Source organism: Achromobacter sp. HZ01 (genome assembly GCF_003267925.1).
Classification (GTDB): Bacteria; Pseudomonadota; Gammaproteobacteria; order Burkholderiales; family Burkholderiaceae_B; genus Achromobacter; species Achromobacter pulmonis_A.
Genome location: NZ_LWKV01000003.1, coordinates 400,347 through 415,038 on the forward strand (window position 1 = coordinate 400,347; position 14,692 = coordinate 415,038).

At 68.5% G+C, this 14,692-nt stretch carries 15 protein-coding genes; 5 read left to right on the forward strand and 10 right to left on the reverse strand.

Going from position 1 to position 14,692, the window contains the following annotated elements; translation table 11 throughout:
- Positions 1 to 47: 47 nt before the first annotated feature.
- The gene (locus tag A6B37_RS17940) at positions 48 to 1,493 is read right to left on the reverse strand and encodes a M81 family metallopeptidase (protein WP_102774299.1); all 1,446 of its coding nucleotides are present in this window, start codon (positions 1,491 to 1,493) and stop codon (positions 48 to 50) included.
- A gap of 41 nt (positions 1,494 to 1,534) precedes the next feature.
- Positions 1,535 to 2,671 carry an FAD-dependent oxidoreductase gene (locus A6B37_RS17945; protein ID WP_111826517.1) on the reverse strand — a complete coding sequence of 379 codons (1,137 nt, stop codon included), beginning with the start codon at positions 2,669 to 2,671 and terminating at the stop codon, positions 1,535 to 1,537.
- A gap of 273 nt (positions 2,672 to 2,944) precedes the next feature.
- On the opposite strand from A6B37_RS17945, the gene A6B37_RS17950 reads away from it, so the two are divergent.
- On the forward strand, positions 2,945 to 3,544 hold the full coding sequence (locus A6B37_RS17950) for a nitroreductase family protein (protein WP_102774301.1): 600 nt from the start codon (positions 2,945 to 2,947) through the stop codon (positions 3,542 to 3,544).
- 42 nt (positions 3,545 to 3,586) lie between these two features.
- Here A6B37_RS17950 and A6B37_RS17955 read toward each other — a convergent pair whose 3' ends face one another.
- Genes A6B37_RS17955 through A6B37_RS17980 form a run of 6 tightly spaced genes read right to left on the reverse strand, consistent with a single transcriptional unit; the run spans position 3,587 to position 9,100 of the window.
- Entirely contained in the window at positions 3,587 to 4,513 is a 927-nt protein-coding gene (locus A6B37_RS17955; protein WP_111826518.1) for a carbon-nitrogen hydrolase family protein, read from the reverse strand.
- Positions 4,514 to 4,522: 9 nt separating this feature from the next.
- Positions 4,523 to 5,200, reverse strand: coding sequence for an ATP-binding cassette domain-containing protein (locus A6B37_RS17960; protein WP_111826519.1), 678 nt, complete (start codon positions 5,198 to 5,200; stop codon positions 4,523 to 4,525).
- Entirely contained in the window at positions 5,200 to 5,943 is a 744-nt protein-coding gene (locus A6B37_RS17965; protein ID WP_111826520.1) for an ABC transporter ATP-binding protein, read from the reverse strand. The genes A6B37_RS17960 and A6B37_RS17965 overlap by 1 nt, the downstream gene beginning before the upstream one ends.
- On the reverse strand, positions 5,940 to 6,899 hold the full coding sequence (locus tag A6B37_RS17970) for a branched-chain amino acid ABC transporter permease (RefSeq protein WP_111826521.1): 960 nt from the start codon (positions 6,897 to 6,899) through the stop codon (positions 5,940 to 5,942). Before A6B37_RS17970 ends, A6B37_RS17965 begins: the two co-directional genes overlap by 4 nt.
- 3 nt (positions 6,900 to 6,902) lie before the next feature.
- Positions 6,903 to 7,802, reverse strand: a complete 900-nt coding sequence (locus A6B37_RS17975) for a branched-chain amino acid ABC transporter permease (RefSeq protein ID WP_102774305.1) — start codon at positions 7,800 to 7,802, stop codon at positions 6,903 to 6,905.
- 11 nt (positions 7,803 to 7,813) lie between these two features.
- Positions 7,814 to 9,100 (reverse strand): ABC transporter substrate-binding protein, encoded by a 1,287-nt coding sequence (locus tag A6B37_RS17980; protein ID WP_168202243.1) that lies wholly within the window; start codon positions 9,098 to 9,100, stop codon positions 7,814 to 7,816.
- Between the two features lie 374 nt (positions 9,101 to 9,474).
- Between A6B37_RS17980 and A6B37_RS17985 the strand changes: the two genes are divergently transcribed.
- Positions 9,475 to 10,224, forward strand: coding sequence for a helix-turn-helix domain-containing protein (locus A6B37_RS17985; protein WP_111826523.1), 750 nt, complete (start codon positions 9,475 to 9,477; stop codon positions 10,222 to 10,224).
- Between the two features lie 15 nt (positions 10,225 to 10,239).
- Here A6B37_RS17985 and A6B37_RS17990 read toward each other — a convergent pair whose 3' ends face one another.
- Positions 10,240 to 11,010: an extracellular solute-binding protein gene (locus A6B37_RS17990; protein ID WP_102774308.1), complete on the reverse strand. Its 771-nt coding sequence runs from the start codon at positions 11,008 to 11,010 to the stop codon at positions 10,240 to 10,242.
- A gap of 471 nt (positions 11,011 to 11,481) precedes the next feature.
- On the opposite strand from A6B37_RS17990, the gene A6B37_RS17995 reads away from it, so the two are divergent.
- Positions 11,482 to 12,207: an META and DUF4377 domain-containing protein gene (locus A6B37_RS17995; RefSeq protein ID WP_210405808.1), complete on the forward strand. Its 726-nt coding sequence runs from the start codon at positions 11,482 to 11,484 to the stop codon at positions 12,205 to 12,207.
- 41 nt (positions 12,208 to 12,248) lie between these two features.
- Here A6B37_RS17995 and A6B37_RS18000 read toward each other — a convergent pair whose 3' ends face one another.
- Positions 12,249 to 12,932: a DUF1971 domain-containing protein gene (locus tag A6B37_RS18000; protein WP_102774549.1), complete on the reverse strand. Its 684-nt coding sequence runs from the start codon at positions 12,930 to 12,932 to the stop codon at positions 12,249 to 12,251.
- 200 nt (positions 12,933 to 13,132) lie between these two features.
- Between A6B37_RS18000 and A6B37_RS18005 the strand changes: the two genes are divergently transcribed.
- A complete protein-coding gene (locus A6B37_RS18005) occupies positions 13,133 to 13,969 on the forward strand; it encodes an ABC transporter permease subunit (RefSeq protein WP_111826525.1) in 837 nt (278 codons plus the stop codon).
- Complete coding sequence (locus tag A6B37_RS18010; RefSeq protein WP_111826526.1) at positions 13,962 to 14,657, forward strand: ATP-binding cassette domain-containing protein; 696 nt, start codon at positions 13,962 to 13,964, stop codon at positions 14,655 to 14,657. Before A6B37_RS18005 ends, A6B37_RS18010 begins: the two co-directional genes overlap by 8 nt.
- The last annotated feature ends 35 nt before the right edge of the window (positions 14,658 to 14,692 follow it).

The following is a 14,692-nucleotide window of genomic DNA, read 5'->3' on the forward strand; positions in this document are numbered from 1 at the left end:
TCCCCTTGGTCTTGCGGCGCCCGTGGCGGGCGGCGGTGGATGGCGCTTCACGCCGTGAACGGCCATTTCGGCAGCTTGCGCTTGACGAACGGCAACGCGTTGTAGTCCTGCGTGATGGCGCCCGGCGTCTCCACGTAGATGACGTGGCGGCCCACCTTCGAGTACGAGGCGTAGAAGTGCTGCGACGATTTCACGATGATGAGTTTCATGGCCGCCAGGTCCACGCCGAACTGCGTGAACAGGTCGGTGCCCATGGCCTGGGTGCGATTGGTGGTCAGGGCCAGCGTCACGCCCTGGCTGCGCACGATGGCGGTGTCGCCCAGCAGGGCCGGCGTGCCGGCCAGGCCGGTCATGACGGCGTCGCGCTGCAGCGCCAGGATTTCGCAGTCCAGGTCCAGCGGCCGGCCCGAGACCGGCGCGACCTTGCCGCCGATGCGCAGCTTGATCTGCGCGCCCACGCCGGCCTCGAAGCAGAGCTGCACGGCCACCGGGTCCCAGAACGGACCCGTGGCCACGTCGCGGATGCCGCGCGCCAGCACGCGTTCCAGGATGAAGGTGGCGTCGCTGGGCGCGCCGCCGCCGGCGTTGTCTGCGGAGTCCGCCAGCACCACCGGGAAATCGTCCAGCGCCAGCGCCTGGTCCAGCGCGTCGTCGGCGCCCGGGTAGGGCGGCGCGAGCTGGTCGCGAAAACCGATGATCTCTGCGCCCAGCGCGCGCGCCAGCGCGTCGGCGCCGGCCTGGTCGCCGTCGGTGTAGACCAGCACCTTGGAGCCCATGTCGGGCGTGTCGCCCCACGGAAAGCCATGCGCGATGGACACCGACAGCACGCCGTCCTTGCCTTCCATGGCCAGCAGGCGGTCCACGAAGCCGCGCATCGGCTCGCGGCTGGTGTGCATGATGGAGATCATCTCGCAGTCGTACACGGCGCGCGTGGGGCGGATGCGGCCTTCGGCGCGCGCCACGCACAGGTCCACCAGGTCGTAGGCGCGCTCCAGGATGTCGGTGTGGGGATATTCCTTGAAACAGACCAGGAAGTCGGCGCTGTCCGTCATGGTCGCGGTCAGGTGGCAATGCGGGTCGAGCTCGGCGCCGATCACGGTATCGGGTCCCACGATCTCGCGCGCGCGGCGCAGCAGGTCGCCCTCGCAGTCGTCGTAGCCGTCGGCCACCATGGCGCCATGCAGGCCGAACAGCGCGATGTCGACCTTGCCGGCGCGGCGCAGGTCGTCCAGCAGTTCGTCGCGCAGGGTTTCGTAGGCATGGCGGGTGGTGATGCCGGCCGGCGTGGCGCCGGCCGTCATGCCTTCGATCAGGGTCCAGTCCTTGCCCTGCGCGCGCTGGCGCGCGGCCCACAGCGGGCCGGAGAACATCTGCATGCGGTCGGGATGCTGGCCGGCGGGGTAGTAGCCGCGCGCGCGATAGGCGGACAGCCCGGTGGGAATGGGAGAGAAGGTGTTGGTCTCGGTCGCGAGGGACCCGGAAAATATTCTCATGCTGCCGCTCCGCGTAAAGAGAGTTGGGGGTCGATGAACAATCAGCGCAGGCGCGCGGGACGCACGGCGGCGGCGTCCACCCCGTGCATGTGCAGATGGGCCGGCAGCGGCTGGCGCATGAGCAGCGCGGCGGCCAGCTCCGAGGTCGCCGCCGCGGTCTGGATGCCATAGCCGCCTTGCGCCGCCAGCCAGAAAAACGCCGGCGCCTCCGGGTCCCAGCCCACCACGAAGTCGCCGTCGCGCACGAAGGAGCGCAGCCCGGCCCAGGTGTGCCGGGGGCGGCGGATGGTGAGCGAGGTCGCGGACTCGATCCGGTAGATGCCGGTGGCCACGTCCAGTTCTTCGGGCACCACGTCGTGCGCCTCGACCGGATCGGCGTTGGCGGGCGAGCCCAGCAGCTGGCCGGCGTCGGGCTTGAAGTAATAGCTTTCGTCGACGCCGACCACCGCGGGCCAGCGCGAAAAATCCACGTCCTGCGGGCCGGAGAAGGTGAAGGCGGTGCGGCGGCACGGCTGCAGCCCGACCTGGCGCGCGCCGCACAGGGCGGCGGCCTGGTCGGCCCAGGCGCCGGCGGCGTTGACCACGGCGCGCGCGCGCACTTGGCGGCCGTCGGCCAGCGTCAGCGTCCAGGCGTCGTCGGCGTGGACCGCGGCCACCACTTCGGCGCGGTTGAGCAGCGCCGCGCCCTGGCGCGTCATGGCGCGCAGGAATCCCTGGTGCAGGGCGTGCACGTCGATGTCGCGGGCGTCCGGCTCCTCGATGGCGCCGCAAAGCTGTTCGGCGCGCAGGCAGGGCACGCGGGCGAGCGCCTGCCCGGCGTCGATCAGCCTCACGTTGGGCGACTGGCTGCGGAAGTCTTCATACACCTGGTGCAGCAGGCCTTCCTGTTCGGGCGTCGCCACGTACAGCACGCCGCGCGGATGCAGCAGCGGCGTGTCGCTGAAGCCCGGCGGCGGGTTTTCGTAGAAGGCGCGGCTGGCCCGCGTGAGCGCCTTGATCTGCGCGGTGCCGTAGGTTTCCATGAACATGGCCGCCGAGCGGCCGGTGGAGTGATAGCCCGGCTGGGGCTCGCGTTCCAACACGGCGACCGAGGCCGTGGCGCTGAGGCGGTAGGCGACCGAGGCGCCGGCGATGCCGGCGCCGATCACGGCGTAATCGTATAGGGGCTCTGCTGTCATTTTGTCGGAACCGAGAATTCTCTTATTTGATAATTCTCGAATACGATAGTTTTTTGGCGGCAGACGGGTAATAGGGGTAAGCCCTGATGGGCTCGGCAGGCTTCAGGCCGGCCTGTAATGCATGGGCGCATCCGCGATGCCGGAAGATTTGGCGCATGAGTGGAACGGTTTGTTCCGGCCGGAAACGCGGCCGCATCGGCGCTTTACGCCATCGCCGGCCGTAGAATTCCTCATGCACGTTTCTCTATCTACCAGTCGGAAGGTCATATCGTCATGAGCAATGCTTACCTCGAAGCGCTGAAGAAGCGCCGCACCCAATATTCGCTGGGCCGCAATCTGTCGATGCCCAAGGATGAACTGGCGACGCTGATCCAGGAAGCGATCAAGCACAGCCCGTCCTCGTTCAACTCGCAGAGCTCGCGCGCCGTGATCCTGTTCGGCGCGGAAAGCGAAAAACTGTGGGACATCGCCATCGAGGAAGTGCGCAAGGTCGCCCCGGCCGAAGGGTTCGACAAGACCGAGGCCAAGCTCAAGAGCTTCGCCGCCGGCGTGGGCACCGTGCTGTTCTTCGAGGACCAGGACGTGGTGCGCAGCCTGCAGGAGAAGTTCGCGCTGTACGCCGATAACTTCCCCGTCTGGTCCGAACAGGCCGGCGGCATGGCGCAGCTGTCGGTCTGGACCGCCCTGGCCAACGCCGGCGTGGGCGCCAGCCTGCAGCACTACAACCCGCTGATCGACGCCGCCGTGGCGAGCCAGTGGAATATCCCGGCCTACTGGAAGCTGCGCGCGCAGATGCCGTTCGGCTCCAATGAGAACGGCTTCGGCGAGAAGCCGTTCATGGACGACGCCGAACGCTTCCGCGTGATCGGCTGATCGCACCGGGCGCCCGCGGGCGCCCGACGTCGCGCCCGCCGGTCAGCGCTTGAGCACGACCGGCGGCGTCGGCGATTCGTCGACCACCAGCTGGAAGATGTCCGGCCGCGCATAGTGGCCCACCACGTCGAAATCGAACTTGCCGCGCGCAATGTCGTCCAGGTCCAGGTCGGCGGTCAGGATGCACTCTCCCTCATAGTCCGGTCCGGCCAGGACCTCGCCCAGCGGGCTGATGATGGCGCTGCCGCCGCGCATCAGCACGGTGTCGGGCGCGTTGCCCTGGATCGCGTCGTAGTCCTCCGGGAAGTCGGCGCGGGTCAGGTACTGGCAGGCGGTCAGCACGAAGCAGCGGCCTTCCAGCGCGATGTGGCGGGCGGTGGCCAGCCAAGAATCCTTGTCGTCGGCCGTGGGCATGCAGTAGAGCTGGATGCCCTTGCCGTACATCGCCATGCGCAGCAGCGGCATGTAGTTCTCCCAGCAGATCACCGAGCCCAGCTTGCCGAAGGGCGTGTCGAACACGGGCAGGGTGGAGCCGTCGCCGTAGCCCCAGACCAGCCGCTCCATCGCCGTGGGCATGAGCTTGCGGTGCTTGCCCAGCAGTTCGCCCTCGGGCGAGAAGAACAGCACCGTGCAGTACAGCGTGCCGCCGTCGCGCTCGATCACGCCGATGACCACGTACGAGCCGGCTTCGCGCGCGGCCTCGGCGATCTGTTCGGTCTCGGGGCCGGGCACGTCGATGGCGCTGTCGTAGTAGCGCAGGAACTCATCGCGTCCGCGCGGCAGGCGTCCGCCCACGCGCGCGCCGAAGTCGGCGCCCTTGGGATAGGCCGACAGCAGGGCCTCGGGGAACACCTGCAGGCGCGCGCCCTGCGCGGCAGCCTCCAGGATGAGCTTGACCACCTTCCTGGTGGTGGCGGCGCTGTCGAAGGGAACCGATGCGGTCTGGATCACCGCGGCTCGCAAATGCATAGGGACTCCTTAGTGGGTCTGTCTGGCGGCGTCTGCCGCGGAAATGGCGCCCCGTTCGATCGACAGGGTGCGATCGGCCATGGCGTCGAGCAACTTGGGGTTGGATTCGGTGATGATGATGGCCAGCTCGGGCTGCTGGCGGCGCAGCGTGCGCAGGCTGTCCGCATAGCGCAGCGCCAGCGCCGGGGCCAGGCCCTGGAACGGTTCGTCCAGCAGCACCAGCCGGTGGCCGGCCATCAGCGCGCGGCCCAGCGCCACCATCTTCTGCTGGCCGCCCGACAGCAGGCCGCCGGCGCGCGCGCTCAGCGCGGGCAGCTCGGGGGCCACGGCGTAGATCAGGTCGAGCCGCTGGCGCACCGCGCGCGCGGGCAGGCCGCAGGCCCAGGCCGGCACCATGATGTTCTCCAGCACCGAGAATTTGCCGATCAGGCGGCGTTCCTCGGGCGCGTAGCCGATGCCCAGGCCGGCGCGCCGGTGCGCGTCCATGGCGCGCAGGTCCTGTCCGTCGAAGCGCAGCGTGCCGCCGTCGGCGCGCAGCACGCCCATGATGGCGCGCAGCAGCGAGGTCTTGCCCGCGCCGTTGCGTCCGATCAGGGCCAGCGTTTCGCCGGCGGACAGATCCAGGCCGACTTCGCGAAGGACGGCGGCGCCTTCGATGCGGGCGGTGAGTCGGTCGATATGCAGCATCACATCGCTCCCACCACGTCGCGCAGCACGTCCTCGCGCTGGAGGATGTCGGCCGGCGTGCCGACCGCCGCCACCTGGCCGGCGTTCCAGAACACCACGCGGTCCATGTAGCGTTCGACCAGTTCCATGTCGTGCTCGACCAGCAGGGCGGTGATGCCCTGGTCGCGCAGCACGGGTATGAGCATGTCCATGATGGCGAATTTCTCCTGTGAACTGACGCCGCTGGTCGGCTCGTCCATCAGCAGCAGACGCGGCTTGAGCGCCAGCGCCACGGCGATGTCGATGAGCTTGCGCACGCCTTCGGGCAGCGAGCCGATCTCGCGCTTGCTGTGGCCTTGCAGGTGGAACAGGCGCAGCAGCGCCGCGGCTTCGTCGCGCGCCTCGGGGGTGGACAGCGGCGACAGCCGCCAGAAGCCGCGGCGCGCGGCGATGGCGAGCAGCAGGTTCTGTTCGACCGTCTGTTCGGTGAAGAGCTGCGGCAGCTGGAAGGCGCGCGCGATGCCCAGCCGGGCGATCCGGCGCGGCGGCAGCCGCGTCAGTTCCACGCCGTCGAACTGCACGCTGCCGGCCGAGGCCCGCACATAGCCCGTGCACAGGTTCAGGAAGGTGGTCTTGCCCGAGCCGTTGGGGCCGATGATGGAGGCCAGTTCGCCCGCGTGCAGCGTCAGGTCCACGCCGTTGGCGGCCTTGACCCCGCCGAATTCGATGTGCAGGCCGCGGGCCTGCAGGATGGGCGCGCTCATGCCGAGGCCTTCTTGGCGGCGCGGGCCGCGCCCGCTTTCCTGACCAGGCCGCACAGGCCTTGCGGCGCGAACAGCACGATGAGTATGAGCACCGCGCCCATGATGAGCTGCCAGGCGTTGGCGGCCGCGGCGCTGGCGTAGCTGCGCAGCAGTTCGAAGCCCACCGCGCCGGCCAGCGCGCCGGCCACGTGCCCCACGCCGCCCAGCACCGCGATGAACACGAATTCGGCGGACTTGGTCCAGTAGCCCAGTTCGGGCGTGACGTGGCCGGTGCCCAGCGCCGCCAGCGCGCCGCCCAGGCCGGCCAGCGCCGCCGAGGCGACGTAGGCGCGGTAGAGCACGGCGCGGCCCGACACCCCCAGGTATTCCAGGCGGGTCTCGTTGGTTTTCAGCGCCGACAGCGCCTGGCCCTGGGGCGAGGCCAGATAGCGCGAGGTGGCGAGCAGCGCCAGCGCCAGCAGCGCCACCGCGAGCGCATACGTGGCCGGGCCGTAGTCGTCGGCCGGCAGCGCCAGGCCGGCGTAGCGGTGCTGCGCGACGGTCAGGCCGTCGCTGCCGCCGGTCAGGTCATAGAGCTTGAGCAGCAGCGTGAAGCCCACCATCGAGAAAGCCAGGTTCAGCATGGCGAAGAAGATGTCGCGGTAGCGCACCAGGATGGCGCCCAGCGCCGCGCCCAGCAGCGCGCTGCACGCCACGGCGAAAGGCAGCGTGAGCAGCAGTTCCGGACCCAGCCAGCGCGATCCGAACGCCACCGCATAGGCGCCGGCGGCGAAGTACAGCGCGTGGCCGTAGGAGATCTGGCCGGCGCGCAGCAGCACCAGGATGCCCAGCGCCACCACCGCCTCGGCGACCGCCATGAACAGGATGGCGCGCAGTCCGGGCGCCATCGCGGGCGCGGCCAGCAGGATGGCCGCGGCCAGCAGCACGGGCGCCTTGTCGCGTAGAGAAAATTGCATGATTCAAACCCTCTTCACCTGCGCGCGGCCGAACAGCCCGTAGGGCCGGACCAGCAGGATTAGCGTCATCACCACGTAGGGGACGACCGATGCGATTTCGCTGTACAGGTGCACGCACAGCGCCTGGCCCAGCCCGATGATGAGCGCGGTCACCGCCGCGCCCTGGAAATGGCCCAGCCCGGCCGCGGCCACGATGGCGAAGGACAGCACGATGGTGTCGGCGCCGATGCCCGGCACCAGCGAAGTGGTGGGCGAGGCCAGCGCGCCGCCCAGCGCCGCCAGCATGGCGCCCAGCGTGAAGGTCAGCAGGTAAACGCGCCTGGCGTTCACGCCCAGCGTGCAGGCGACCTCGTAGTCCTCGATCACGGCGGTGATGAGCTTGCCCTGGCGCGTGTACGAAAAGAACCAGGTCAGGCCCGCCATCACCGCCACCGCCGCGGCCGGCAGCAGCACGAGCTGGTAGACGGTGTAGTAGATGCCGCCGATCTCCAGCATGCCCAGGCGCGCCAGCGGCGCGTCGGCGAAGATGGGCTCCACGCCGAACAGCAGCTTCTGCGCGTCCTCCAGCATCATGAAGATGCCGAAGGTGATGAGGATCTGCAGCGAGGGTTCCTTGCCGTAGACGCGCCGCAGCAGCACGCGCTCGATTACCGGGCCCAGGGCCAGCCCGACCACCAGCGCGGCCGCGAGCAGCGCGGGATAGGTCCAGGCGCCGCCGTCGGGGCCGGCCAGCCACAGGCCGAGCGCCGCGGCCGTATAGGCGCCCAGCGCGTAGAAGCTGCCATGGGCGATGTTGAGGATGCGCATGATGCCGAAGATCAGGCTCAGCCCCACCGCGACCATGAACGAGACCGACGCCTGCGCCAGCCCGTCCAGGAGCGCCAACAATAGGGTTTGCTGCATGGTCGCCGCCGTTATTCAGCCGGGATGGAGATCTGTTCGAGCAGCGACGGCTTGAGCGTGCGCAGCCAGTCGTCGGTCTTTTCGCCCACCGGCGGCGAGACCAGCTCGGGCGGAATCAGCGCCAGCCGCGACAGCGTCAGGAACGGCTGGCCCTCGGCCGGCTTGCTGACGCCGTAGAGCTGGCCTTCCATGGCCTGGTGGTCCGCGCGGATGGCCAGCTTGCCGGTGTAGTCGTCCAGCTGCAGGCCGTCCCAGCCTTGCAGCAGCGCGGTCTTGAGCGTGGCGGGCTGGCCGTCCCAGCGCTGTTCCAGCGCCTGGCGCACGGCCGACAGGGCCTGGGCCATGTGGTAGGCGGGGAAGCTGGGATAGGCGCGCGTCTTGGCGCGGAAGTCTTCCACGAACTTGCGGTGCTGCGCGTTGTCGCGCATGGCCGGGTTGAACGCCCAGCTGTCGCCGCGCATGCCCACGATCGCGTTGGCCGGGAAGGTCTTGCCCAATTGCTCCAGCGAGCTCTGCCCGTTGGGCGCCACCAGGCGGCTGGTGCGGAACAGCGCGCGCGAGGACGACTGCTTGACGAAGGTGTTCATGTCGCCGCCCCACAGCGTGGTGAAGACGACGTCGGGGCGCAGCGCCGACAGGCGCGAGATTTCGGTCGAATAGTCGGCCGTGCCCAGCTTGGGGAACAGCTCGGCCACGAACTTCACGTCCGGCCGCAGCGCCTGCACCGCCTCCTTGAACGCGGCCCAGTTGTCGCGGCCGAAGGCGTAATCCTGGTTGATGCCGGCGATGGTCTTGACCTGCGGCATGTCCTTGAGCAGGTAGAGCGCGGCGGCCACGTTGTTCGAGGGCGTGTAGTCGGCGGTGCGGTACACGTGGTCGTAGCGCTGTTCCTCGAACAGCCGCGCGGTGCCGCAGTCCCACAGCAGGGTCGGCATCTTGAGCTGCTCGGCCACCGGCGCCACCGCCAGGCAGGTCGAGCTGGACAGCCCGATCACCATGGCGTCGACCTGGTTCGATTCGACCAGGCGCTTGTACTCGATAACCGTGTTGTCCACGCCCTGGTTCTCGTCGAAGAACGTCAGCTTCACCTGCGCGCCCTTGATGCCGCCCTGGCGGTTGATGTCGGCGGCCACCAGTTCGGCGGCGTCGCGGGCCGGCACCCCGAACACCGCGCCGGCGCCGGACAGGAAGGTCGAGATGCCGATCCGGACGCTGCGGTCGGATTGGGCCTGGGCTGCGCTGGCGCACAGCAAAAGGGCGCTGACCGTGGCCAGTGCGGTTTTACGGGATAGGCGCATGAGTGACTCCCCTGGGTGTACGCGTCCGGACAAAGATGACGGAAATTTCCGACATCGATTTCTTTTGCTTCCCGTTTTACGGGAATCATGACGCCGAATCGTAAGTTTGTCGGGTATATGCGTCAATGTCGCATGTGCCGGTTTTATCTTGGGAAGTTTATTTAATTCATTGATTATTAATGATAAGTTAGTAAAACTAGGTGTTTTCCCTGTTTCCTTCTCCGGTGATTTGAGTGGCCAAAGGGATATAGTGTCGGAAAACTCCGACTTGAATTTTTTAAGTCGGATTATTCCGACAGATTGAATGGCAGAGCGCTTCGTTACACTGCGGCAGGTGGCTCTGGCCATTCACCAACAACGAGCGAACCGGCGCAATGGATGTAGAAGATCAACTCGCCCGCCTGGGCATCAGCGGCAATCTGTTCAAGGTCTATCGCGCCGCGATAGAGCTGGGGGAGGCGCCCGTGTCGGAGGTCGCCACGCGCGCGGGGCTGCCGCGCACCACGGTCTACGACGCCGTCACGCGTCTGCAGGAGCACGGGCTGATCGCGCTGGACGATCGCGGCAGCCGGCGCTTCGTCACCGCGCTCGATCCCAGCGTGCTGCTGGAGCAGGCGCAGGCGCGCCGGCAGATGCTGGAAAACATGATGCCGCAGCTGCGCTCGCTCTATAACCAGGCCAAGGGCAAGCCCAACATCCGCTTCTACGAAGGCGCCGAGGGCGTGCGCACGGTGCTGCGCGATTCGCTGTCGGCCGAGTCCAAGCAGCTGCGCGCGATCTTTTCCATGTCCGAGCTGGAGGACGCGCCCGGCCTGGACGAGATCGACGTCTATCGCGCCGAGCGGATCGCCCTGGGCATCCACATGAAGGTTGTGCGCTCGCGCAGCCGCGACACCGCCGACATCTGGCCGTCCAGCGTGGACGAGCTGCGCGAACTGCGCTTCGCGCCGGAACACATGACGCTCTCAATGACCGCGCTGATCTACGACCACCGCGTCGCGCTGGTGTCGTCGCGGCGCGAGAACTACGGGCTCATCATCGAAAGCGAGGAATTCGCCGCCTTGCAGCGCACGTTGTTCGACGCGATCTGGTCGCTGAGCCACCCGCCCGAAGCCGCAGGCTGAGGCGGGCGGGCCCGGTCAGTCCGTCTTCCAGCCCCACTTGCGGAAGATGGCCTTGCCTTCGGGCGCTTCGAGGAAATCGACGAAGGCCTGGGCCTGGGGATTGGCCTTGCCCTTGCGGGTCACGACCGCGCCGGCGTCGCGATAGATGCGGTACGGCTCTTCCACCTCGACCATGCTGGCCAGATCGGGATTCGACACCTGCCAGATGTTCCAGATCAGCCAGGCGTCGATGCTCTGGTCCTCGGTCCATTGCTTGCGGGCCTGGGCGCTGTTGCCCGCTTCCGGCAGGATCAGATTGGCGCGCAGCGCCCGCACGCTTTCGATGTCGCCCAGCCGGCCGGCCACGTCCTCCCACAGCCCGGTCTGCCCGGCGCCCGAGACCGCCATGACCTTGACGCCCGGCTTGAGCAGGTCCTTGAAGCCGCCGATGCCCTTGGGGTTGCCGGGACGCACCAGGATGGCGGCGGGACGCAGGTACAGCGGGCGGGCCTCGCGCAGGTCGAACACGCCGGGCAGCGCCGTGGCGAAGCCGCTCATCATGTTTTCCGCGCCGCTGTAGATCACGTCGGCGTCCTGTTTGGCCTGTTCGGCCCAGGCCGGCGTGGGGCCGGCGGTGACCGTCACGCGCAGGCCGTGCTGCTTGCCGAAGGCGGCGGCCGCTTCCTTCATGGCCGGGGCGGGGCCGCCCGGTCCGTACACATTGAGGTCCTGCGCCGCCCAGGCGGCGGGGCCCGCCAGGCAGGCCAGGGCGGCCACGCCGCAGGCGAACTTTCTGATCGACTTCATGGTTGTTTCCGCTGTATTCCGATGCGCGCCGGGGCCGGCGCGCCAGGTTGGTCTGAGGGCATGCCGTGGCGTGCGGGGCATGCTTTCGATGGACGCATGCGGGAAAGCGGATATTCCGCAAGACGGTCCGCCGGCGCGTCCGGCGGACAGCAAAATCCGGAAGATAGGGGTGGTCAGCGCGCCGTTAGCGGCTTTTTGGCAAGAAATGCAGGATTTTGCGGGTATCGTGTCTATATGTAAACGCGGCGGGCCGGCCGCGCGGGGGAAGCCGGAACGGCTTGCAAGATTTTGAAACGGCCTACCCGTCCTTCGGTCCGATTCGTCCATACCCCGGACGTAGAATGCCGCTTTTCACCCGTGCCATCCGGCTCAAAGGACCGAACCATGAAAAAAACCATTCTCCTTGCGTCCGTATGCGCCGCGCTGCTCCAAGCTTGCGCCCCGGCATCGTCCCCTCGCGAAGAATCCTCCATGCCTACCAACGCCGCCACCTCCGCCTCCAGCCAAGTGACCCTGCCCGCCTACTACTGGCGCCTGGCTTCCGCCGTCGACGCCTCGGGCAAGCCGGTAGCCGCGCTGCAGGAAGGCATCGGCCGTCCGCTGCGCCTGGAGTTCAGCGACGACAAGATGAGCGTGCGCGGCGGCTGCAACACCCAGTTCGGCGGCTACGCCTACAAGAACGGCGTGCTGCGCATCGACAACCTGGCCTCCACCATGAAGGCCTGCGAACCGGCCCTGATGAAGCTGGACGCCGAACTCGGCCTGCGCCTGAAGGGCGAGCTGCGCGCCACGCTGGGCGGCGACAGCGCCGAGCCCACCCTGGAGCTGGTGGCCAAGGACGGCAGCGTGCTGAAGTTCGTCGGCGAGCCCACGCCGGAAACGCGCTACGGCAGCGCCGGCGAAATCATGTTCCTGGAAGTCGCCCCGAAGAAAACGGCGTGCAGCCATCCGCTGATTCCCGGCTACCAGTGCCTGATGGTGCGCGAGCGCCGCTACAACGAGGCCGGCGTCGCGCAGCCCACGACCGACGAATGGCGCCCGCTGTACCAGTCGATCGAGGGTTATGAGCACCAGGACGGCATGCGCACCGTGCTGCGCGTCAAGCGCTACGACTGGAAGAACCCGCCGGCCGACGCGCCTTCCCAGGTGTACGTGCTGGACATGGTGGTGGAGCAGGGCGTCGCCCGCAAGAAGTAAGAAGCACAGTAAGAAGCACGTGAAAGCGCCGGACGAGGCGGCTACGCCTCGGCCCGGCAGAACGTGATCTGGAAGCTGCCCGGCAGCTCGAACGCCACGTGGTGCCGCACCTGCGGCTCGATCACCACCTGCTGGCCGCTGGTCAGCACCACCTCGGTATGCGGCGGGTCGTCCAGCGTATAGCGCAGCACGCCCGCATGCACCAGCAGCAATCCCCATGTGCCTTCCTTGACCGTATGCGCGGTGCGCAGCGCGGCGGGCAGGTTGTCGGGGGTGAATATCGGACTTTGTGAGTAGGGCCGCACGCCTTCCGGCAGCACGTCGGGCAGGCTGGGCAGGCTGTGCCGCGTCTGCCACACGCTCCAGAGCTTGGCGGCGATGCCTTCGGCCATGATGTCGGCCTGTTCCTGCAGCAGCGGATGCCCGAGGCTGGCGGTGACGCCGTGGAACAGCCCCAGCCAGCGCTGGAACAAGGGCCAGGACAAGTCCGGTATGCGCACGTGCGCCTGCACCGGCGCGCCCTTGAAGCGGCCCGTGCCCAGCAGCACCGACGACCAGAAATCGCACAGCATCTCCAGGTGGTGATCCCAGTCGGCCACGCGGGAGTTGAATATCGGCCCCAGTATTTCGTCCTGGCGCACCAAGGCATAGAAGCGGTGCACCATCTGCTGGATGTCGGATTCGGCGATGAAGTTCGGAGCGGATGCGGGGGCGGTCTGGGGCATGGCGGAACCAGGCAGGGTAGTGGGCGCGCAGCCATTGTCCGGCGCGGCCGGCCGGCCGCCGATGACAATCGTCATTGGGCCGCGCGGCCGGGCTGGACGCCATGCCGCCGGTTCGGCATTGATAATCGTCATTCTGGGTGTTTCGGCGTGAATGAGAAGATTTTTATGTAAATCATTCTCGTGTGATATCCAGGAATTCAATGACGGACTCTTTCGCGCGCCGCCACGCTTGCGCCAACCTTTCCGGCGCCCTGCTTTTGCCAGCCCGGACGGCCCCGGTGCGGATCTCGCCGGCCTGGTGCGCGGCCGGCGTGCTGTTGCTGGTGCTGGCGTGGCACCTGGCGGCGCGCCAGCTCGGCCCGCAAGTGCTGGCCACGCCCTGGCAGGCCTTGCGCGCCATCGGCCCATTGCTGCACAGCCCGCAGTTCTACGCCAATGCCGGCGTCTGCCTGATGCGCATCGGCGCAGGCGTGCTGGCCGGCGCATCCGTCGGCTTCGCGCTGGGCATGCTGGCCGGGCACAGCGGCCGGCTGCGCGGGCTGATCGAGCCGCTGCGCTGGCTGTTGACCGCCTTGCCGCCGGTGGTGGCGGTGGTGCTGGCCGCGCTGTGGTTCGGCCGCGGCTCGCCCATGGTGATCGTCATCACCGCGCTGATCATGGCGCCGGGCATGTACTCCCATACCGTCCAGGGCGTGCAGGCGGTGGATTGCAAGCTGGTCGAAATGACGCGCGTCTACCGCTATGGAATGTGGCGCAGCCTGCGCCACCTGTACCTGCCGGTGCTCCGGCCCGTGCTGTTGGCCGCGCTGATCGGCGCAGCCAGCACCGGCGCGCGGCTGGTGGTCATGGCCGAAGCGCTGGGCGCCGAGAGCGGGGTGGGCCACGCGCTGGCCAATGCCCGCGGCGCCTTCGCCAGCGCCGAGCTGATCGCCTGGGCGCTGTTGATCCTGGGGCTGGCGGCGGCGCTGGAATTCGCCTGCCTGCGGCCGCTGCGGCGCCGGCTGGAACCCTTGCTGGAGCAGCCCCGCCATGCTTGAAATGCAATCCGTTTCGCTGCGCTGCGGCGCCCGCCACGTGCTGCACGACGTGGACCTGCGCCTGCGGCCGGGCGAGCGGCTGGGCCTGATCGGCCCGCGCGGCGCGGGCAAGACCAGCCTGCTGCGCCTTGCCGCCGGCCTGGCGCGTCCCAGCGGCGGCGTGCTGCGCAATGGCTTCCGGCATCCGCTGCTGATGTTCAAGGAGCCGCGGCTGCTGCTCTGGCGCCACGCGCTGGAGAACGTGGCGCTGCCGTTGCGGGCGTCGGGATTGCCGGAGCCGGAGGCCCGCAGCGTGTCGGCGTACTGGCTGCGCCGCGTCGGCCTGGACGCGGCGATGGAGTCGCCGGCCGCCGAACTGCCCCGCGCCCTGGCGCAGCGCGCGGCCCTGGCGCGCGCGCTGGCCCTGGCTCCCGACCTGCTGATGCTGGACCGGCCCTTCAACGCAATGGAGCCGGCCGCGCGCCGCCAGCTCGCCGACTGCTGCCGGCAGGCCGTGGTCCGCAGCGGCGCGGCGCTGCTGTGCGTCAGCGACGACCCCGACGAACTGCTGGGCCTGGTCGATCGTTGCGCGCTGCTCCACCGGGGGCGGCTCAGGCCGGTCTCGCTGGTCTCGCCGTTTGGCGGCAGCATGCAGGCCGACGCGCAGCGCCTGCGCGAACTGCTGGCGGTGGCCGGGGCCGAACCCTGACTGGCTCGGGCCGCTTTGATTTAGCTCATCCATCG